This is a genomic window from Dokdonella sp. (assembly GCF_051958935.1).
Classification (GTDB): Bacteria; Pseudomonadota; Gammaproteobacteria; order Xanthomonadales; family Rhodanobacteraceae; genus Dokdonella_A.
In genome coordinates this window covers 1-20,632 of sequence record NZ_JBQCFP010000018.1, presented here as the reverse complement: position 1 = coordinate 20,632, position 20,632 = coordinate 1, and the positions used below count along the sequence as shown (strand labels likewise).

Genomic DNA, 20,632 nt, shown 5'->3' with positions numbered 1-20,632 from the left:
TCAGTCCGCGAGTACGTGCACGCCGTCGACCTCGACCAGCAGTTCGCGCCGGCAGATGTCGCCGCCGAGCAGGACGAGGCCGCCGAGCGAGGGCAGGCGCGCGTGCAGCATCCGGGCGACGTGCGGAGCGTCGGCGTCGTGGCGCACGTAGGCTTTCATCACGCTGTGGCCGTCGAGGCCGGGCACCGGCGCGCCGGCTTCGATCGCGAGGCTCTGCAGGTTGGCGATCGTCTCGTCGAGCTGCGCATCGATGTCGCCGGCGTGTCGCGAGGCGTGCCCGACCACCGCGGCGGTACCGGAGATCAGCAGTTCCGCGCTCGCGGTACGCATGCCGCGCGCGAAGGTCGGCGCGGTCGGCCCGTATTCGCGCGGATAGCGCCAGGCACTGACCTGGCGCGGATTCTCGACCGGCGTACCCGCGTGTCGCGCGGCGAGGCCGTACACCTGCAGGCGGCGCACGCCATCGTGGCGGCCGATCGCGGTCGCCGCCGGGTAACGCGCGGGAACGTGCGCATCCATGCCGCGCGCGCGGCCGGCGCAGAAGCGACGGTAGCGTTCATCGTCGCCGTCGCCGAGATTGATCGCGTCGAGGTAGTTCCACAGGCGCAGGATGTGCGGCGTGTCGCTCGCGGCGACGAACGGGCCGAGGCAGGCGTACGCGTGCTCGGCCGCGCCACCGATGCCGTCGTATGCGTCTTCGTCGACCTCGATCGCGAAGAACAGGTGCTCGCCGTCGCTGCTCCAGGCGAGCTCGCCGTCGCGACCCTGACGCACCGGCGCGACGCCGCGCCAGACTTCGAACGGCGCTGTGTCGGCCACGAGCGGCTCGAGCCCGACGCGCAGTACGCGCGGATCGTCCGAGGCCGGCGCCGCGCGACCGAAGCCGATCACCGCGAGCACGTCGTCCGCCGCGAGCAGCGCGTCCAGCGCGGCGTGCTCGTAGCGGATCGCGAGCGGCGCCACCGGCGCTGCGGGCAGGCTCATCGGCGTGGACATCGGCGCTGCAGGGTCGGGCATTGGAGAGGGTCGCGGATGATACACTGCGCCGACCGCCACTGCCTGCAATACCCGAGCCAGCGCCCGCCATGACCGATCTCGCCACTGCCCAGACGCCCGCCGAACAGGAACTCGCCCGGCTCATCGTCGACAGCCTGAACATCGACTGGATCAAGGCGGAAGCGATCGACCCGGACGCCGCGTTGTTCGGCGGCGACCTCGGCCTCGACTCGATCGACGCGCTCGAACTCGCGCTCGCGGTGTCCAAGCGTTACGGCTTCCAGCTGCGCTCGGACAACCCCGACAACCGCACGATCTTCGGCAGCCTGCGCGCGTTGTCGGCGCATATCGAGCAACATCGCGCGCGGGAGCCGTGATTGGTGATTCGTGATTCGTGATTCGTGATTCGTGATTCGTGAAGAGCATGCCGGGCGCGCTCGGCTATTCAACCAATCACCAATCACTAATCACTAATCACCAGCCCACCAATCCCCAAATCACGCCGGATCCACCGGCGTGTTGCCCCCGGTGAACGCGACCTTCGCCTGGCGGCGCCGTTCGCCGAGTTCGCCGAGCCAGCGGCGCAGGTTGGCGAGGCCGACCGTCGCGTAGATGAGCTTGAACAGGTGCAGGCGGCGCATCACCGGCGGGCTGTCGAACACGTCGCCGGCGAGCATCGAGATCACGCCCTCTTCGACGCGCCAGGTGTTGCGCGGGCTCGCGAACAGCGTGCGCATGACCGGCGAGTTGAAGCGGTAGATGAACCACGAGAACACGCGCACGCCGCGGCGGATGCGCTTCTCGAAGTCGCCCTGCAGCGCACGTTCGCGCGCCGGGTCGTCGAGCGCGGCGCCGACCATCGCCGCCGCCTGCTTGCCGCTGTGCATCGCGAGGTAGACGCCGGACGAGAACACCGGGTCGACGAATGCCCACGCATCGCCGACCATGACCCAGCCCGGGCCGTGCATGCGGTCGCAGGTGTAGGAGTAGTTGCCGGTCACGCGCACCTCGGACACCATCTTCGCGCCCTGCATGCGGCGCACCGCGTCCGGCATCATCGCGAGCGTCGCGAGCAGGAATTCCTCGTTGCGGCCGCGCCGCTGCTTGAGGTACTCGGGCCGGCATACGCAACCGATGCTCATGACCCCGTCGCGCAGCGGGATGAACCAGCACCAGCCGTGCTCGAAGTTGTAGATGCTGATGTTGCCGGCGTCATCGCCGGGGCGCGTCTCGACCCCGGTGAAATGCGCGAAGATCGCCGCGCTCTGGTGCGCGTCGTTCTTGCGCTTGAGCTTGAGCACGTTGCCGAGCAGGGTGTCGCGTCCGCTCGCATCGACGAAGTACTTCGCGCGCACGATGAGGTCCTCGCCGGCGGCGTCCTTCGCCCAGGCGACGACCTGGCCGATGCCGCCGAGCTCGACCTTCTCGACCTTGACGTTCTCGCGCGCGTCGACGCCGCTCTCGCGCGCATGCTCGAACAGCATCTGGTCGAATTCCTCGCGCTTGACCTGGAATGCGTGCGGCGGCGTATTGCCGAGCGCGCGACGGAAGTGGAAGGTCTGGTAGTTGCCTTCCTGCGACGGGAAGTCGGCGCCGAGCTTGAGCACGCCGAGTGCGCGCACCTTGTCCATGACGCCGAGCGCGTCGAAGATCGGCAGGTTCGACGGCAGCAGCGACTCGCCGATGTGGAAGCGCGGGTGGCGGTCCTTCTCGAGCTGCACGACGTGGCGGCCCTGCTTGCGCAGCAGCGTCGCCACCGTCGAGCCTCCCGGCCCGCCGCCGACCACCAGCACGTCGCATTCGATCGTGTTCGCCATCGCCTGCATTCCTCCCTCGATGATCGACTTGAGCCCAGCCGGCCGAGTCTAGCCGGAACTCGGGCGGATGCGTCGGCCCTGCACGAGCGCGTGCGGCGCATCGCCGTCGCCATGCGCCGGACCGACGACACGCGGCGACGCGACCGCCGCGAAGCGGCGCGCACGCATGGTACATTCCGGCCGCACTTTCCTGCCTCGTCGCCACGCGTGCCCGTTTCCGTGTCCCTGCCCGCTCCCGCCGCTTCGTCCGAGACGCCGGTCCGCCGTTCGCGCCTGCTGCTCGCCGGGCTCGCCGCGTATTTCGTGCTCGCGCTGGCCGCGTGGTCGAGTGGCCGCGCCTGGCTCGCCGCGCTCGCGGTGTTCGTGCTCGCGAGCGCGCTGCTGTCGCCGGCGCTGCGCCGGCGCAGCGCCGGCGCCTGGGGCGCGTGGCTCGCGCTCGCGCTGCTGCTCGGCCTGCTCGCCGTTCGCGGCGAGGGCCTGCTCGCGCTCGATGCGTTGCCGATCCTCGTGAATGCGGCGCTGTGCGCGCTGTTCGCGAGCACCCTGCGCGACGGCCGCGAGCCGCTCATCGCGCGGTTCATCGCGATCATCGAAAGCCGCGAGCGGCTCGCCGTGCCACGCGTGGCCGCGTACGCGCGCCAGCTCACCTGGGCGTGGGCGCTCCTGCTCGGCGCACAGGCGTCGGCGCTCGGCGTCGTTCTCTGTCTCGTGCCGGGCGGCGTGTTCGCCGCGTTCGGCGCGACGTCCCCAGCCGCATTCGCGGCGCCGGGCTGGCGCTGGTACCTGCATGTCGGCGGCTACGCGCTCGTGCCCCTCGTGCTCGTGCTCGAATACGCCTATCGCCGCGTGCACCTGCGCGGCGTGCCGCATGCGCCACTGCCGCTGTTCATCGCGCGCGTCGTGCAGCGCTGGCCGGCGCTGCTGCAGGGCATCGTCGCGGATGCGGGAGACACGCGCCCGACAGGTGTGCGATGACGATCGCACTGCGCATCGAGGCGGACCATCCGAGCCTGCCGGGCCATTTTCCCGGTGACCCGATCGTGCCTGGTGTCGTGCTGCTCGACCGTGTCGCGGCGGCGATCGAGCGCGACGGCGGCGTGCTGCAGCGCATCCACTCGGTCAAGTTCGTCGCGCCGCTGCGCCCGGGCGAGGACGCCGTGCTCACGCTCGCGCGCGACGGCGCGCGTGTGCGTTTCCGCATCGAGCGCAACGGCGTGGCGATCCTCGCCGGCGAGGGCGAACTCGCATGAGCGAGCACTGGAGCGCGCGTCCCGAAGGCGGCGGCCGCTTCGCGATCTGGCTGATCCGTGCGATCGGCCTCAAGTGCGGCCGCGGCGTCGCGCGCCTGTGCCTGCTGCCGATCACGCTGTACTTCTATTTCCGCCGCCCGTACGAGCGGCGCGTGTCCTACGCGTTCCTCGAGCGCGCGACCGGCCGCCGCCCGAGCGCGTGGCAGGTCATGCGCCACATCCATCGCTTCGCGGGCACGATCCTCGATCGCCTGTTCCTGCTCGCCGAACGCTACGCGCGCTTCGACGTGCGCATGCACGGCCTGGAAGAACTCACCTCGCGCATGCATCCGGATCGCGGCGTGTTGCTGCTCGGCGCGCACGTCGGCAGTTTCGAGGTCTTGCGCGTCGCCGCGGACGGGCGGCCGGACATCAAGGTGCGCGTCGTGCTCGACACGCAGAAGACGCCCGCGCTGACCGAGCTGCTGCACGCGCTCAATCCCGAGATCGGCCGCAACGTCATCGACGCCTCGCGCCCGGGCACGGAGATCGTGCTCGCGCTGTCCGAGGCGCTCGCCGAGGGCGCGCTCGCGACCCTGCTCGCCGATCGCGCGCGCGAGCACGAGGCGACGATGGACGCGGATTTCTTCGGCGCGCCCGCACCGTTCCCGACCGCGCCCTTCCTGCTCGGCGCGATCCTGAAAGTGCCGATCGTGCTCTGCCTCGGCATGTACCGCGGCGGCAACCGCTACGATCTGTACTTCGAACCGCTCGCCGACGAGCTCGCACTGCCGCGGCGCGAACGCGAGGCGGCGCTGCGCGAGGTCGTGCAGCGCTACGCGTCGCGACTCGAACATCATGTGCGGCAGGATCCCTACAACTGGTTCAACTGGCATGACTTCTGGAATCCCGAAGGCCGCGGCGTCGAGTCGGTCCATGGCACTCGCGCTGTTGGCGACGTTCGCCCCGGCGACGCCGTCGTCCGCAGCGCCGGCTGAGCCGCCCGACGCCGCCGCACTCGTCGCGCAGCTGCGCCGCGAGGTGCCCGCGCGCACGGCGTACACCGAAGTGCGCTTCTCGAGCCTGCTTGAGCGTCCGCTGATCCTGCGCGGCGAACTCGAGTACCTCGGCCCCGGCCGCCTCGGCAAGCGCGTCGATGCGCCGTACCGCGAGCAGACCCGGGTGGAGGACGGCGCGGCAAGCGTGCAGCGCGGCGACCGACCCGTGCGCACGTTCTCGCTCGGCCAGGCGCCGGAGCTCGAAGGCTTCCTGCGTGGCTTCGCCGCTCTGCTGGGCGGCGATGCGGCGACGCTTGCGGCCGACTTCTCGCTGTCGGCGAGCGGCGACGCGCACGCGTGGCAGCTCGTGCTGAAGCCGCGCGATGCGCGCCTCGCGCGCCGCGTCGGCGAGATCCGCGTCGACGGCAGCGAACGGACACCGCTCTGCTTCGTCACGCGCGAGGGCGATGGCGACGTCGCGGTCCTGCTGGTCGACCGCCTCGCGTCGGCGAAGCTGCCCGCGCGGCCGTCGCAGCCGCAGCTCGAAGCGATCTGCCGCTCCGGCGCCGCACCGTGATGCGGATGGCGCGGAGCACCGGCTGATGCGCGGGCGCGTCGCGTTGCTCGCCGTGTGGCTGCTCGCGCTCGCGGCGCTCGCCGCGTTCGCGTTGCACACCTTGCGCATCGGCACCGACCTGCGCAGCTTCATGCCACCGCCGCAGACGCCGGACCAGAAGCTGCTCATGGAGCAGATCGGCGAAGGACCGGGCTCGCGCCTGCTGCTGCTCGCGATCGAGGGCGCGCCGGAGGCGGAGCTCGCGGCGCTCAGTCGCGGCCTCGTCGCCGCGCTGCGGGCGGACCCCCACTTCGAGCAGGCGATCAACGGCGCGTTCGATCCGTCCGCGCTCGACGGGAAACTCTTGCCGTACCGCTGGCTGCTGTCGCCGACGCTCGACACGCACGCGCTCGACGCGGCGTACCTCGCCGACCAGCTCGGCCAGCGCGTCGAGGATCTCGCCTCGCCTGCGGCGACGTTGCTGAAGCCGCTGCTGCCGCGCGACCCGACGCTCGAAGTGCTCGCGCTCGCGCAGCGCTGGTCGCCGCCGAAGGCGCCGATCGTGCGCGACGGCGTCTGGTTCTCGACCGATGGCGCGGCGCTGCTGCTCGCGCAGACGCGCGGCGCGGGTTTCGACCCGGCCGCGCAGGGTGCGGCGATCGACGCGCTCGAGGCCGCGTTCCGCGCGCTGCCCGACGCCGGCGCGGCGAAGCTCACGATCAGCGGACCCGGCTGGTTCACCGTGCTCATCAACGAGCGCACGCGCGGCGAGGCCGATCGCATCGGCGTCGTCAGCACGCTCGGCTTCCTGCTGCTGCTCGTGCTCGCCTATCGCAGCCTGCCGTCGTTGTTGCTCGCCGGCCTGCCGGTGCTCAGCGGCGGCCTCGCCGGCATCGCCGCGCTCGCGCTGCTGTTCGGCAGCGCGCACGGCATCACGCTCGCGTTCGGCTTCACCCTGCTCGGCGTCGCGCAGGAGTACCCGATCCGCGTGCTCAGCCACCGCCGCGCGGGCGAGGATGCGCTCGCCAGCGTGCGTGCGCTGTGGCCGCTGCTCGCGACCGCGATCGTCTCGGCGGCGATCGCCTACCTCGCGTTCTTCGCATCCGGCGTGACCGGCCTGCAGCAGCTCGCGGTATTCACGATCGCCGGCCTGCTCGCCGCGGGTTTCAGCACGCGCTACCTGCTGCCGCGCGTGCTGCCGGCACGCTTCCACGACGTCGCCACGCATGCCTGGCTCGCGCGCGCGGTGCGGGTGCTCGATGCGCTGCCGCGGCCGCGCTGGCTGCCGTGGTTGCTCGCCGCGCTCGGCCTCGCCGTGCTCTGGCGCGCGCCGGGGCCGATGGGGGAGAACGACCTCGCGGCGCTGACGCCGGTGCCGCAGGAGCTGCTGCTGCGCGACGCGAAGCTGCGCGGCGAACTCGGTGCGCCGGATGTGCGCTACCTGCTCGTATTGCACGCGACCGATGCCGATGGCGTGCTCGCGTTGTCCGAAGCGATGGAACCGCGCCTCGACGAACTCGTGCAACGGCACGTGCTCGACGCGGCGGAACTGCCGAGCCGCTACCTGCCGAGTCTCGCGACGCAGCGCGCGCGCCAGGGGAAGCTGCCCGATCGCGCGACGCTCGAGCGCGCACTGGACGAGGCGAGTGCGGAGCTGCCGTTCCGCGCCGGACTGTTCGCGCCATTCGTCGACGACGTCGAAGCGGCGCGCGCGCTCGAGCCGCTGACGTCCGCCGCATTCGCCTCGTCGCCGCTCGGTGCGCGCCTCGCCGCGATGCTCGTCGCGCGCGAGGACGGTTGGCTCGGCCTCGCGACCCTGTCGGGCGTACATGATGCGGCCGCGCTCGATGCGCTCGCCGGGCCGACGCATGGCGCGGTGCGCCTGCTCGATCTCAAGGCCGCGTCGGAGTCACTCGTCGTCGCCTACCGCGAGCGCATCCTGCGTGCGCTCGGCCTCGCGCTCGGCCTGCTCGCGGTGACCGTGGTGGTCGCGCTGCGCAGCGTGCGCCGCGCGTGGCACGTGCTCGCGCCGATGTCGCTCGCGACCGTGCTGGTGGTCGTGGTGGAACGCGCGAGCGGGCTCTCGCTGTCGCTGTTCCACCTCGTCGCGGTCACGCTCGCGGCCGGGCTCGGCTTGCACTACGCACTGTTCTTCGAGCGCCCCGTCGCCGAACCGGCCGAGGCGCGTCGCACCCTGCACGCGACGCTCGTCTGCGTCGCGTCCGCGCTCCTCGTGTTCGGCCTGCAGGCGCTGTCGTCGCTGCCGGTGCTGCGCGCGATCGGTCTCACCGTCGCGCTCGGCGTCGGCTTCCACTTCTGCCTGTCGATCCTGATGGCGCGCGCGCGCCGCTGATCGCCCTCAGCCGTCGAAGCCGTCGGCGAACACCGTGTCGCCGATCGGCACGAGCTTGAAGCTGCGCACCTGCTCGTCCGCGTCGAGGCCGGCGCCGACGATGACGCCGTCCGCGTTGATCGCGCGCGCGATCTGGAAGCGCGTGAACGGGCCGTGGTCGTCGACGACGTCGTAGAGGTCGTACACCGTGCCGTCACGCCGCACCCAGGCCTTGAGACCCGGCACGCAACCGCTCGCCGAGCCGATGCCGGCGCTGCCGACGATCGTGCCGGACGCGTTGATCGCGGCGGCGCAGCCGTTGTCCTGGTCGAGCGTGGCACCCGCGATCTCGCTGAAGCCGTCGGCGTCGAGCACGACCGGCACGAGCTTGGGCGCATCGATCGCGAGGCCGAGGCCGACCACGACCCCGGCATCGTTGACTGCCGTCGCGATGCTCGCGAACGCCTCGCTCATCTTGCTCATCCCCATGACGCTGGCGACGCCGACGTCGCCGACCGTCGCGTGCACGTTCGAGGAGTGTTGGTTCCAGTGACCGACCAGCCGCCCGCTCGCGTTCACGGCGGACCAGCGCGCCTGCTGGAACTCGAGACCCTCGTCCTGCAGGCCGTAGTCGACGAGGCCCGTCGCCCCGGTCCAGACGAACGCGCGCTCCTGCGCCGGCAGGCCGAAGCCGCCGACCACTTCGCCGCCGTCGCCGATGTCGAGCGCCTCGACGAACTCGTTCGGGCCGGCCGTGATCACCACCGGCTCGGTCGAGACAGCCGGATCCCACAGCAATGCCGCCTGCGGGTGCTCGTAGTCGTTGAACGTGCCGACCACCTGGCCCGCGTTGTTGATCGCGGTCGCGGCGGCATCGCCGGCGCCGGGGAGGTCCAGGTCGTGCAGGGTGCCGTCGGGGTCCCAGAGGGCCGCGCGCGCGTTGAAGTCGGCGTCGAGATAGCGGCCGACGACCTGGCCGGCATCGTTGATGTCCTGCGCGATGACGGCGCTGCCGCCGGGCGCGTCGAGCGTCACCAGGTGGTAGAGCGGGGCCGGCGTGCCCGCGAACGCGGGAGCGCTCGTGAGGACGGCGAGGACGGCGGCCGCGAGCGAACGGCGGCGCTGGACGGGACGGAACGAACGCAGGGTCATCGGAACCTCGGAGGCGGGAAGGCATGCATCGGTGCCCGACCATCGGCGAAGCGCGCGTGGTCGGCATGTAAAAACCATGTATCAGGCGTGTACGCGCGTGGTGGAAACTCAGCGCAGGGCCGTTTCGAGTGCGGCGACGCTACGCTCGCCGGCGAGTACGCGCGCGCGTGCCAGCGCGGCGTCGACCGCGGCCGGCTCGCCGAGCGCGTGGTAGACGAGCGCGGCGCTCCACGCCGCGCGCAGGTCGCGGTCGGCCCATGCGGCGATGCGGCCGTGCACCGAGGCAGCGTCGTCGATGCGCTCCGCGGCGATCAATGCGCGCACGTACGGCAGGCCGACGCGCACGAGTTCCTCCGGCACCGCGCGCGCGGTGGCCCGCGCCATCGCGTCGGCATAGCGCTGCAGCGCGAGTTCGGGCCGGTGCTCCGCCTCGGCCTGCTCGGCGCCGGCGAGCGCGAGCAGGATCTGCGCACCGGGATCGGCGGCGGCGCCGTCCGGCGGTGACAGCACCGAGGCGCGCAGGCGCTCGAGTTCCGCCGCGGCCTCGGCGACGCTTCCGCTCCGTTGCAGCGCCCGGATGCGCACGCACCAGGCTTGCACGTACTGCTCGCGGTTGAAGGAGGCGAGCACCGGCGTCAATGCACCCGCGGCGAGTTCCGCGGCATGCGCCGGATCGCCGCGCGCGAGCGCGATGTCGCCGGACAGCGATTCGGCCAGCGCGCGCGCGATCGCGTCGGCATCGGGGTCGCTCGCATCGCGCAGGCGTGCGAGCAGCACCTCCGCTTCGTCGAGCCGGCCGCTGCCGGCGAGCGCCGCCGCGCGTGCGAAGGTGAACTGCCAGCGCCGGCGCGGATTGCCGTTCTCGTTGCCGGCCGAGACGAAACCGGCGCTCGTCGCGAGCGCGCCATCGTGGTCGAGCAGGACGAGTTGCGCCTCGACCAGCGTGACTTCGGTCGCTGCGAGCGCGTCGACCGCGGCGAGCGCGCGCAAGCGGGTGCGCACGCCCTCCAGCAGGGGCAGTGCGTTGGCCGGCTGGCCGCGCTGCATCGCATTGATCGCGAGGTTGAGGTCGATCGCGGCGACGCCGAGGGGATCGTTGCCCGATTCGAACAGGGTGCGCGCGCGGCCGTAGTCGGCGGCGGCGGCTTCCAGGCGTACGCGCTGGCTCGCGACGCCGCCGCGGCCGAGGTAGGCATGCGCGAGCACGTCGGGGTCGTGTGCGTCGCCGGCGATGCGGATCGCGTCGGCGTAGACACGCTCGGCGTCGTCGAGGCGCGCGAGGCGGAAATACGCCGACGCGAGCGTGTTCGCGACGCGCGCGCGCAAGCCCGCGGGCGCCTCCGGCGGGAGTCGCGCGAACAGCTCCGCCGCCTGGCGGCGACCGTCTTCGTAGTCGCCGGAATAGAACGCGAGCTTGGCGCGGATCAGCGCGATCTCGGGACTCGCCTGCAGGCCCGGCGGCGCCTGTTCGACGAGGCCGCGCGCGACGTCGAAGCGGTTCGCGAGCAACGCCGCATTGGCGCGCTGGCGCAGGGTCGCCGCGGCGAGCGCGTCGTCGCCTGCATCGACCGGCGGTGGCGTGCGGCCGAGCTTGATCAGGAGGTCGGCGACGGCATCGCGTGTTGCCCGCAACGGATCGGCATCGCGTGCGTCGATCACGAGGTCGCCCGCGGTGGCGCGCGCGTCGAGCCGCACGTGCCAGCGTTCGCGCTCGCGCCCGGCCCGCGCCAGTACGCGCAGCGCTGCGGGCAAGTCCACGGCGCCTTCGCCGCGCGCCTGCACCTGGGCGACGACGGTTTCGCTCGGCGTGACCGCCAGCCCGCCGCGGCGCAGCTCCGTCGCGGCGAGATCCATGAGTCCGAGACGCAGCCACGCCCATTCCGCGCCGGCATCGACCTGCACCGGCAGCACGACGGCACTGTTCGGTGGCGCCGGTGCCGGCTGCGGCGCACGGCCGCGGCCGCGCCAGGCCATCGCGACGGCGAGCGCGAGCGCGATCACGGCGACGGCGACGATGATGACCGCGGCGATGCGGCGCCGATTGCGCACCGGCACGGCGCGCGCGGGTGCGCTGGCTGGCGCCGCGGCAACGGCGGGCTCCTGCGCCGCTTCGCCGGGCGTCTCCTCGATCGTGTCGGGCATGACCCAGCGGTAACCGAGGCGCGGCACGGTACGGATCACGCGCTGCGCGCTGCCGTCGTCGCCGAGCCGGCGACGCAGCCGCACGATCGCATGGCTCAGCGACACCTCGCTGACGTCGACGCGGCCCCACACCGCGGCGGCGAGTTCGTCGCGCCCGACCGGGCGATCGCGGTGGCGGACGAGGTGGATGAGGCAGTCGATCGTGCTGAGCGGAAGGTCGACGCGCTCGCCGTTCTCGAACAGCTCGCGTGCGTGCGGATCGAGCCGGAAAGCGCCGAAGCGAATCAACGGTGTTGCCATTGCGCTAGGGTAACGCGGATCGACGCGGCGCCGGCGGGCATAATCCGCTGTCCGCCAGCGAGACCCCGCATGCCGCACGACGACCAACCCGCAGTGCCCGCCGCGCCATGGCGGTGCCTGATTCCGCATGCCGGTGCGATGAGCCTGCTCGACGAACTCGTCGCGTGGGACGAGGCGTCGGTCCACCTGCGCGCGCACTCGCACCGCCGCGCCGACCATCCGCTGCGCAGCGACGGGCGCTTGCGTGCGCTGCACCTGTGCGAGTACGGCGCGCAGGCAATGGCCGTGCACGGCGGGCTGCTCGCGCGCGCTGCGGGAGGCGTTGCGGCGCCGGGCTATCTCGTGTCGCTGCGCGCGGTGGAACTTGCCGTTCAGCGCATCGACGATCTCACCGGTGCGCTCGACGTGCACGCCGAGCGCCTGCTCGGCGGCGAGGGCGGCTGGCAATACGCGTTCCGCGTCGAACACGCGGGCGAACTCCTTGCGCGCGGCCGCGCCGCGGTGATCGCGCGCGCGGAGGCGGCGGCACGCTGACGGCGCGCGCGGTCCGTTGCGCGCGCCGCCGGTTCCGGCGCGTCAGCCGGCGAAGCGGTCGAGCGCGCGTTCGGCCTCGCCGCGTTCGAAGTCGCCGAGCCGTCGCGCAACGCTGCGGTAGCGAGCGATGAGGTCGGCATCGTTCGGCATCACCTGGGCGAGCGCGACGAGCACTTCGCGACATTCGAAGTCCGAGCCGATCGAACCGGCCGAATCGAGCACCGCGCGCGCGCCGCCTGCACCGAACTTCGGCGCGCGGATCAGCGCGAGCAGCGCCTCGCGCCGTTCGAAGTCCGAGCCGATGCCCGCGCTCGCCGCGACGTAGTCCGGCGCTATGCTTTCGGCGTCGCGCACGCGCCCGACCGCGTCGACGAGCAGGCTGCGCCGCTCGAAGTCCGAATCGATCGTCTTGGCCGCGTCGATGACCGTTGCGAGGGTCGCGTCGTCGGGTTCCTGTGCGGCCAGCAACGCGGCGAGCGTGCGGCGGTGCTCGAAGTCCGAATCGATGCCGTTCGCCGCGGCGAGCCATGCGCTGCGCAGCGCCGGGTCGGGCGCGAGCGACGGCAGCAGGCCGGTGAGCAGCGTGGCGCGTTCGAAGTCGGAGCCGATCTTGTCCGCCTGCGCGACGACGAGCGCCTGTTGCGCGGCGTCGAACGGCTGCGCCGCGCCGAGCGCGGCGAGGGCATTGCGCTTCTCGAAATCCGAATCGATGCCGTCGACGAGGCCGAGCGCGCGCGTCACCTCGGTACTCGTGAGATGGCCGATGCCGGCGAGCAGCCGGAGGTACACGCTGCGCGCGTAGCCCGACTTGATGCGTGCGATCTCGTCGAGCACGGCGTCGGCGCCGCCCTTCGCATGGATGCGCTTGACGCGCGCATCCGCGCCGAGCGCACTTTCGCGCACGAGGCCGGCGATGGCGTCGGCGATCCAGGCGCGGCCGGCGTCGTCGAGCGGCTGCTCGCGCTCGTCGACGAAATAGCGTTGCAGGAGCTTGCCGTCGCGGCTGCGGTATTCGATGCGCCGGGCGACGCCTGCGCGCGTTTCCTCGAAGGTCGCACTGCCGCCGTCGCCGAGGCTGGCCACCGCGTCGTCGCCGTCGGTGAAGGTGATCTTGCCCTTGATGCGCGCGCGGTACTCGCGCTCGCCGTCGCCGACTTCGACGTAGACCGATTCGCCGAGCGGGCCCGCATCGCTGGAAATATGGATGCGGGAGGGCGCTTCCTTCGGCGGCGCGGGCGGTGCCGGGGGCGCCGGTGGCGCCGGCGGCGTCTGCGCCACGGCGGTGAAACCGGGCAGCAGCGCCGCGGCGAGGACGAGCGCGGCGGTCGCGGCGAGCGCACGCTGGCGCGAGGGTGTCGTGGTCATCGGTTGGCCTTCGATCAGGTGGTCGATGCGTTGCAGGAGCGGGGATTCGCGCTGGGCCATGGCCGGTGCCAGCGCGAGATCGTCGTGGCCCGGGTGGCGGCTCGCGCATTCGGCAAGGCACTCGGCGAGCGGTCGGCCATCGCCGAGGTGGCGCGCCGCCCACGCGTCGCACGAGAGTTCGGCGATCTCGTCGAGGCGACGCCGCGCGACTCGCGCGAGCGGGAGGAACCAGAGCAGCGCGCAGCACGCTGCGGTGGCGAGTTTCCAGGCCGGATCGCGCCGCGCGAGGTGCGCGGTTTCGTGCGCGAGCATCGCGCGCAGCTGCACGCGGTCGAGCAGCTCGAGCGCCCAGCACGGCAGGGCGATGCGCCGGCCGTGCGCGGCGATCGGGCTGGCCAGCGCGGCGATCGAAGCGAGTCGCGGCGGCTCGATGCGGGCGGCACGCGCGAGTGCGGCGGCATCGCAGCCGAGCACCGTATCCTCGAGCGGCAGCGCGTCGCGCAGCACGCGCACGAGCCGGCGCCAGGCGAGAGCGAGTCGACCGAGCAGCAACACCACGCCGGCGAGCCACGCGGCGATGAGCACGCGCGGCCAGCCCGGCCAGAAACGCGCGATCGTCGCGCGCGCTGCCGGGAGGACCGGCGTTACGTCGAGATGCGCGCGCTCGCTGGCGCGCGTGGCCGGGCTTACCGGCGCACGCGCATCGACGGCAGCGGCGGTGACCGGTGCCGCTTGCGCCGTTGTCCGCGTATCGGTGTGCGTCGAGCCCGCTTGCGGCGCGGCGGCACCAGCGCCCTGTTCGAACGCGAACCGCGCGGCGAACGGCGAGGCGAGCATCAGCTGCGCGCCAGCGGTCAGCGCGCCGCCGAACAGCGCGACGCGCCAGAGCAGTTCGCGCCACGCCGGCAGGCGCCGCAGCGCCGCGCGATCGAGCAGCCAGGCGATCGACAGCAGCACGGTCGCATGCAGCGCGAACGTGAGCAGCCACGGAACGAGGGCATCAATCTTCATCGTGACCTCCGCGGGCGAGCCGGCGCCGCACCTTGGCGAGATCGCCCGGTGCGATCTCCGATTCCTGCACGAGATGGGCGACGAGCTGGCTCGCGTCGCCGCCGAACAGCGCGCCGAGCAGGTCGCCGACCATCGAACGGCGCACATCCGCCTCGGCGACGAGCGCGCGATAGAAGAGCTGGCGCCCGTCGCGACGCTGCGCGACCACGCCGCGTTTTTCGAGGCGCGTGAGCAGGGTCGCGACGGTCGTGTGCTTGAGGCCGCGCGCGTCGCCGAGCTCGGCCGCGACATCGGCCGTGCTCGTCTCGCCGCGGCGCCAGAGCACGCGCATCAGCGCGATCTGCAGTTCGCTGAGGCTGACGTCCTTCGTTCGCGCCATGCGGCAATCCTCTCTACACGCGTAGTACTACAGTTGTAGTAGATCGGGGCGGCCGGCGCAACCTGCCGGAAGTCATGCCGATCCGGATGCGCGAGTGGAAGGAGGGGTCGCCGCAACGGCTGCGTCGGCCGATGCGTTGCGCCTCAGCGCGCGTCGAACCTGTCGACGAACAGGCCGGTTACCGCTGCTGCGAAGGTGTCGCTCATGTTCAACGAGCCATGCGGACGGCGGGAACTTCATTCGCATCCCTGGCGCGCAGAAACATCGTGGGCGAGGATTTCGCGCCGCCGACGTCAACCCTCGAAGCCGTCGAGGAACAGGCTCTGCAGCAGGTCGGCGCGCGCGAAGTTGTCGATCGTATCGACTTCACTGAGGCCCATCGGGCCGTACGTGGCCGCGGTGATCGCAGGCTTTTCGGCGGCGGCGTCGAGTACGCGCACGTTGCCTGCCAGGTCGGCCGTGCCGCCGGGGGCGAGATCGAACGTCGCGCGCAGGTTGCCGCTGCGCGTGTCGAGCACGCAGCTGCTGCCGGATTGCAGGGCACACGTCGCGGCCGTGATGCCGCTCGCCCATGGCAGGTTCGCGACGAGGCGGACGCCCGAGATCGGCGTGTCGCCGGTGTAGGTGACCTGCAGGTGGAACGCGAGCGGCATGTCCGCGCCGACCTGCGCGCGGTCGACGTCGAGCGCGATCGCGAGATTGCCGTAAGCGGTGACGCTCGTGTCGTACAGCGCGACACCGGATGTGGTGGGCAACGGCGGGCGTGCCGCGTAGGTACGCGCGAGCACGCGGTCCGGCGCGGGCATCGCGAGCGGCTCGGGATACGACCACGCATCGAGCGCGTCGCCGTCATAGGGGTAGAACGCCTGCTGGCCGAGCAGGTGGCCCTCCGCATCGAGCGCGGCGAGGAAACTCACCGATCCGGTGAAACGGTGGCCGCGCCGCAGGTAGACGTGGAGTTGCCCACTCGGATCAATGAGGACCTGGCGCACCCATGAGGACAGGATCGGCGAGGCATCGCCGAGCATCCATTCCTCGACGAGGCCGCTGCCGTCGTTGTGCTGGCGCTTGAGCCACGGCGCGTAGTCGCGCTGGAACGGCACGAGCTTGTCACCGCCAAGCAGGAAAAACGGTTCGCCATACGCCAGGCAACCACTGTTGTAACAAGGCTGCCACGGAGCGCTGCTCGCCCACGACGTGAGGCCGTTCGCGGAATCGAGCGCGGCGAACCGGAAGCTGGTCGCATCGCCGCCGTATACGATCAGGTGTCCATCGTCGATGCGATCCACGTACTCGGCAGGCGCAAGCGAGTCGAACTCGTGAGACGTCCACACGACAGAGCCGTCGGTGCCCGCGATACGCTGCGCCGTCGCCGCGACGCCATCGATCGAGCCCGCCACCACGACGTCCATGTCCACGCTCGTCGGTGCCTTCGGGTACAGCACGAGGCCCTCCATGCCCGCATCCGCGGACTCGTCGCGCCGCCAGACCACTGCGCCGTCCGCTGACGCGAGCTTGTAGAGCGTCCTGCGCTGGCAGCCGGGACTCTCGGGGCAGTAGACCAGCGTGCTGACCGAAACAAATACGTTGCCCGCTGAATCGGCCACCGGCGCCGAGACGAGGGGGCAGTGGCGATCCGTCGCGTCGCGCAGCCAGGTTTGCCAACGGCGGCCGCCCGATTCGAGTGAATAACTCGCGACGCGCGCAACAGCGGCATTGAGTTCGCAGCGGATGCTGTCACCGAGCATCTGCGAAATCGCGAACATGTCGCCACGGACCGCGAGCTCAGGCGCTGCCTGCAGGGCCGACGGCGCGAAAATCCCACCGGGCAGGTCGACGTACTCGTTGTTCTGCCAATGCATGGTGCCGGTCGCCGCATCGATGGACCGCAGGTTCAATCGCGGGCCATCCGGATGCTGGCTCACACCCGCGCAGACGACGCGGCCTTGGGAGTCCAGACGGCCAATCTCGGATATGCCTTGCGCGATCGACATCGTGTCCGCATTCGCGATCGTCGCACCCGTGGCCAGGTCGATGCGACGGTCGATCGGGCCGGCAAGTCCCGGCGCCGCATTCGTCCGCGCGATGAAGCGCGCCTCGTTGCCGTAGGGGCCGATACCCATGGGGAACTCGGGCCCGCCGGATGCAGGAACGCTCCACATGACCGTACCGTCGGCCGGGTCGACGCGCAGGAGTGCCGAAGACGTCGCGCCAAGCAAAGCGTCGCCTGCCCGATCCAGCCGCTGCAGGTCGGTAATCGGCGTACTCCAGCGCGCGTTGCCGTTCGAGGCATCGAGGCGCTCGATGTGCGCATGGTCAGCCACGACCGGTTCGGAAGCCGCGTCCGGACTGAACCGCACCGCGATATCCGAACCGGCGTAGCGACGCCATACCAAAGCACCGTCGACCGTGTTCAGTGCATGCAGGTCGTAGCCGCCTTTCACGTACAGCAGGTCGCCACCGACGGCAACGACACCGCCGCTCGTCCCGTCGACAGCCATGCGCCACAGCGCGTGGCCGTCGGGTGAGAGCTTCAGGACGTCGAGCGAAGCTCCACTTTGCGCGCTGCGGACACCGGCGTACAGGTTGCCCGCGCCATCGGCCACGATGCCGTCGTAGCCAGGCTGCGACAGGGTGCGTTGCCAGACGACGTCGCCACTCGCGGTGTCCAACAAGGTGACGCGGCCGCCGCCAGCGACGGCGACACGATTGGCGGAAACACGCGCGAGCGAAAAGGCTGGCAGTGCGCGCGACCAGGCGAGCGAGCCATCCGGCGCGATGTGCACGATCCGGCCGGTTACGGTGTGGGAGAACGTGGCGCCGCCGTCGCCATCGGCGAGTATCGCCGCGATGGCGTCGGCGCTTTCCGAGAGGGGGAGCGCAAACGCCCAGCGGATGCTGCCATCGCCGCGAACCCGGACGATCCGCTGATCCGACAGATTCGGAGATGGCGAGCCGTAGACGACGTCGCCATCGTCACCGAACGCGATGACCGATTCGGACAGGGATGGTGGCCAGAGGTAGGCGAACGTCGGCGGAGCGGATGCGTAGACGTCGCTGCGCCAGATTTCACCCGCGCCGACCGGTGCCGCGAGCGCGAGGGCCACAGCGACGACACCTGTACAGCCGATACCCTTCATGGCTTCCCCCGCAGGCTCGCGTCCAAACGGACGGCCCCGCGCGCTGCAGCGTCGCAGCGCGCGGCAGATTCGATCATTCCTCGGGCACGACGCCGAGATACGCGCCCGCGGCGTCGACCGTGGCCCAGAACTCGGCGGCGATGTCGAACGAGCGTGTGAACAGCTTCTCGGCGCCGTCGCGATCGCCCGCGAGGAGGTAGAACGCGCCGATCTCGGCGAGCCCCTTCTCGTCCTTCGGGTTGTTCGCCGCGAATTTGTCGAACAGCGGCTTCGCCTTCGCCCACTCGCCCGCTTCGCGGTAGACGCGGGCGATGCGGAACTCGTCGCTGTCCTCGTGCTCGCCGCCGAGGAGGCCGTCGAAGATCGCCTGGCCCTCCGGCTTGTGCCCGCCGAGGTAGAGCACGCGGCCGATCGCGATGCGCTCCCAGCTGCCGTCCTTCGCCTGCACGCGCGCGACATCGAGCAGTGCGCGCGCGGCATCGTCCTTCGACTTGCCCTGGAACGTCGAGGCGGCGACCTTCTGCGCGGCGTATCCGACGCCGACACCGGCGACGAACAGGCAGGCGGCGACGGCAACGGCAATGCGATTCTTCATGCGATGACACTCCTTTCCATGGGAGCGCGCAGCATACGGATTCACCGCAGCCCCCTCCACCGCGACGACAGGGGCCACATGCCGACAGGCCGGTGCTCCAGGCCCTCAGCCCTCCACCTCTCTCACCACCTCCTGCGCCCGCACGATCGACGCCGCCCCCGGCGCGTCATAACGCCGGCTCGCTTCCAGCGCCCGTTCCGCCCAGCTGCGCGCGGCGGCGCGATCGCCGCTCAGGCGCAGCGCCTGCGCGTGCACGAGCCAGAGGGAGGGGCCGCTGCGCACATCTCGCCGGCCGAGCACGTGTTCGAAGGCATCGACCGCGCGCGTGCTCGCCGCGAGCGCGCCCGCGGCATCGTCCCGTGCAAGCGCGAGGCGTGCGAGACCGCCTTCGGCGAGCGCGGCCGTGACGAGGCGGCGCCCGTGCTGGCGCGCGAGCACTTCGCGGAACTCGCGTTCGGCCGCATCGAATTCTCCCCGATCGAGCAGGAAACGACCCCAGCGCTCGCGCGCGTCGAGCACGGTGCGCGCGTCGGCGCTCTCCTTCTCGATGCGTTCATCGAGCGAGGCCTTGATCATCGCGCGCGCCTGGTCGGTGCGACCGACGCGGTCGTAGGCATCGCCGAGGATGAGGCGGTTGCGGCGCAGCTCGTAATCGACGCCGGGTTTGGCGAGGTAGGCGCGCTGGGCCGCTTCGAGGATCGGGATCGCCTCCGCCGCGCGCCCTTCGGCGGCAAGACTGGATGCATAGAACTCACGCGCGTACTCGTCGTAGGAGTCGGTATCCCAGTCGGGCGGGACCAGCGCGAGCAAGTGATCGAACAATGCGTGCGCGCGCTCGCGATCGCCTTGCCGATGCACCATCCACGCATGCTGCGCCGCCGGCACCCAGGCGGTGCTGTGGGCTTCGCCGTAGGTGCGCTGCGCGAGCTCGGCGCCTTGCTCGTACGCGTGCTCGGCGCCGGCGTAGTCGCCCTGGTCCTCGCGCGCGGCGGCGAGGCCGGGCAGGATCAGCTGCTGCAGCTCGCCGTCGTCGCGACGATGGCTTGCCGTGGCCGCGTCGATGGCGCGCAGGTACGCCTGCTCGGCCGCGTGCGGATCGTCGACGGCGCGGCGAAAGCCGAGCATGCCGAGCGCGTGCACGTAACCCGGGTCGGTCGGCGCGACGCGTGCATACAGCGCGATCGCGCGATCGAGCGCAATGCGCGATTGCTCGCGCTCGGCCGCATTGCTCGCGAAGAGGCCGGCCTCGATCACCCACCAGCGCGCGCGCTGCACGGCGCGGTCGAGCCCGGCGCTGCGGATCAGCGGGTCGGCCTGCTCGAGCAGCCGGCGTGCCGCGGCGTAGTCGTTGCGGTCGCTGGCATGCCAGGCGTCGTCGAGCAGGCCGTCGATGATCGCCGCGTGCGCCTCGCCGAATGCGCGTCGCGCGAGGTCGACCTGCTGTTCGTGCAGCACGCGGTAGCGCGCATCGTCGCCGAGCTCGCGATAGATCGACGCGGCCACGCCGAGCAGTTCCACTTGCGTCTGCACGTCGTCGCCGAACTCGCCGGCGATGCGCGGCGCGGTCGCGTCGAGCAGCTCGCGCGCGCTGGCCTGGCCGCGCGGCTTGTCCTGTGCGACGCGCGGATCGCTCGCGCGGAACATGTCGATGAGGAAATCCTTGATCGTCGCCGCGCGACGCGCCTGCGCGCGCGCGACGTCGGCCTGCCACAGCGCGACGCCGAGCGCCGCGACGATCGCGACGAGCACGGCGAGCGCCGCGGCGACGCCGCCGCGATGGCGCGCGACGAATTTGCGCACGCGATAGCGGCGCGACGGCGGGTGCGCCAACACAGGCTGGCCATCGAGATGCCGCTCGAGGTCGTCGGCGAGCGCACCGGCGCCGGTGTAGCGCCGCTCGGGCTCGGCATCGATCGCGCGCAGCACGATGTTATCGAGATCGCCGCGCAGCGCACGCCGTAGCGCTGCCGGCGGCAGCGGGGGGTCGGCCGCCGCCCGGTGCGCCGGCGCCGCCAACGGGCGCGGGTCGCCGGAGTCACGCCGGCGCCCGGGGGGGAGTGCGCCGAGCCGGACGCCGAGGGCGTAG

Annotated in this window: 15 protein-coding genes and 1 pseudogene; 7 read left to right on the top strand and 9 right to left on the bottom strand. The window is 71.7% G+C overall.

What is annotated here, in order from left to right; all coding sequences use genetic code 11:
• Positions 1 to 996, bottom strand: a complete 996-nt coding sequence (locus tag ACTHK2_RS01555; protein ID WP_440243916.1) for a pteridine-dependent deoxygenase — start codon at positions 994 to 996, stop codon at positions 1 to 3.
• Between the two features lie 89 nt (positions 997 to 1,085).
• Here ACTHK2_RS01555 and ACTHK2_RS01550 point away from each other — a divergent pair, with 89 nt between their 5' ends.
• Positions 1,086 to 1,373: a phosphopantetheine-binding protein gene (locus tag ACTHK2_RS01550; protein ID WP_440243915.1), complete on the top strand. Its 288-nt coding sequence runs from the start codon at positions 1,086 to 1,088 to the stop codon at positions 1,371 to 1,373.
• A gap of 120 nt (positions 1,374 to 1,493) precedes the next feature.
• Here ACTHK2_RS01550 and ACTHK2_RS01545 read toward each other — a convergent pair whose 3' ends face one another.
• The gene (locus tag ACTHK2_RS01545) at positions 1,494 to 2,813 is read right to left on the bottom strand and encodes an NAD(P)/FAD-dependent oxidoreductase (RefSeq protein WP_440243914.1); all 1,320 of its coding nucleotides are present in this window, start codon (positions 2,811 to 2,813) and stop codon (positions 1,494 to 1,496) included.
• Between the two features lie 219 nt (positions 2,814 to 3,032).
• On the opposite strand from ACTHK2_RS01545, the gene ACTHK2_RS01540 reads away from it, so the two are divergent.
• Genes ACTHK2_RS01540 through ACTHK2_RS01520 form a run of 5 tightly spaced genes read left to right on the top strand, consistent with a single transcriptional unit; the run spans position 3,033 to position 7,949 of the window.
• On the top strand, positions 3,033 to 3,788 hold the full coding sequence (locus ACTHK2_RS01540) for a xanthomonadin biosynthesis protein (protein WP_440243913.1): 756 nt from the start codon (positions 3,033 to 3,035) through the stop codon (positions 3,786 to 3,788).
• 2 nt (positions 3,789 to 3,790) lie between these two features.
• Positions 3,791 to 4,063 (top strand): hydroxymyristoyl-ACP dehydratase, encoded by a 273-nt coding sequence (locus ACTHK2_RS01535; RefSeq protein ID WP_440244024.1) that lies wholly within the window; start codon positions 3,791 to 3,793, stop codon positions 4,061 to 4,063.
• Positions 4,060 to 5,040 (top strand): LpxL/LpxP family acyltransferase, encoded by a 981-nt coding sequence (locus ACTHK2_RS01530; RefSeq protein ID WP_440243912.1) that lies wholly within the window; start codon positions 4,060 to 4,062, stop codon positions 5,038 to 5,040. Before ACTHK2_RS01535 ends, ACTHK2_RS01530 begins: the two co-directional genes overlap by 4 nt.
• Positions 4,979 to 5,617 (top strand): LolA-related protein, encoded by a 639-nt coding sequence (locus ACTHK2_RS01525; protein WP_440243911.1) that lies wholly within the window; start codon positions 4,979 to 4,981, stop codon positions 5,615 to 5,617. The genes ACTHK2_RS01530 and ACTHK2_RS01525 overlap by 62 nt, the downstream gene beginning before the upstream one ends.
• 25 nt (positions 5,618 to 5,642) lie before the next feature.
• Positions 5,643 to 7,949, top strand: coding sequence for an MMPL family transporter (locus ACTHK2_RS01520; protein ID WP_440243910.1), 2,307 nt, complete (start codon positions 5,643 to 5,645; stop codon positions 7,947 to 7,949).
• Between the two features lie 6 nt (positions 7,950 to 7,955).
• Here the strand turns inward: ACTHK2_RS01520 and ACTHK2_RS01515 are convergent, their stop codons facing one another.
• Together ACTHK2_RS01515 and ACTHK2_RS01510 are read right to left on the bottom strand one after the other, a co-directional pair.
• Complete coding sequence (locus tag ACTHK2_RS01515; RefSeq protein WP_440243909.1) at positions 7,956 to 9,080, bottom strand: hypothetical protein; 1,125 nt, start codon at positions 9,078 to 9,080, stop codon at positions 7,956 to 7,958.
• Positions 9,081 to 9,188: 108 nt separating this feature from the next.
• The gene (locus ACTHK2_RS01510; protein ID WP_440243908.1) at positions 9,189 to 11,510 is read right to left on the bottom strand and encodes a winged helix-turn-helix domain-containing protein; all 2,322 of its coding nucleotides are present in this window, start codon (positions 11,508 to 11,510) and stop codon (positions 9,189 to 9,191) included.
• An 81-nt stretch (positions 11,511 to 11,591) separates the two neighbouring features.
• Between ACTHK2_RS01510 and ACTHK2_RS01505 the strand changes: the two genes are divergently transcribed.
• Positions 11,592 to 12,056, top strand: coding sequence for a phosphotransferase (locus ACTHK2_RS01505; RefSeq protein ID WP_440243907.1), 465 nt, complete (start codon positions 11,592 to 11,594; stop codon positions 12,054 to 12,056).
• 42 nt (positions 12,057 to 12,098) lie between these two features.
• Here the strand turns inward: ACTHK2_RS01505 and ACTHK2_RS01500 are convergent, their stop codons facing one another.
• From ACTHK2_RS01500 to ACTHK2_RS01480, 5 genes and pseudogenes are all read right to left on the bottom strand, one after another.
• Positions 12,099 to 14,432 carry a M56 family metallopeptidase gene (locus ACTHK2_RS01500; protein ID WP_440243906.1) on the bottom strand — a complete coding sequence of 778 codons (2,334 nt, stop codon included), beginning with the start codon at positions 14,430 to 14,432 and terminating at the stop codon, positions 12,099 to 12,101.
• Complete coding sequence (locus ACTHK2_RS01495; RefSeq protein WP_440243905.1) at positions 14,422 to 14,811, bottom strand: BlaI/MecI/CopY family transcriptional regulator; 390 nt, start codon at positions 14,809 to 14,811, stop codon at positions 14,422 to 14,424. Before ACTHK2_RS01495 ends, ACTHK2_RS01500 begins: the two co-directional genes overlap by 11 nt.
• A 293-nt stretch (positions 14,812 to 15,104) precedes the next feature.
• The gene (locus tag ACTHK2_RS01490; RefSeq protein ID WP_440243904.1) at positions 15,105 to 17,951 is read right to left on the bottom strand and encodes an outer membrane protein assembly factor BamB family protein; all 2,847 of its coding nucleotides are present in this window, start codon (positions 17,949 to 17,951) and stop codon (positions 15,105 to 15,107) included.
• Between the two features lie 73 nt (positions 17,952 to 18,024).
• Complete coding sequence (locus tag ACTHK2_RS01485; RefSeq protein ID WP_440243903.1) at positions 18,025 to 18,546, bottom strand: tetratricopeptide repeat protein; 522 nt, start codon at positions 18,544 to 18,546, stop codon at positions 18,025 to 18,027.
• A 105-nt stretch (positions 18,547 to 18,651) separates the two neighbouring features.
• Positions 18,652 to 20,632, bottom strand: a pseudogene (locus tag ACTHK2_RS01480) (hypothetical protein); the annotation flags it as partial.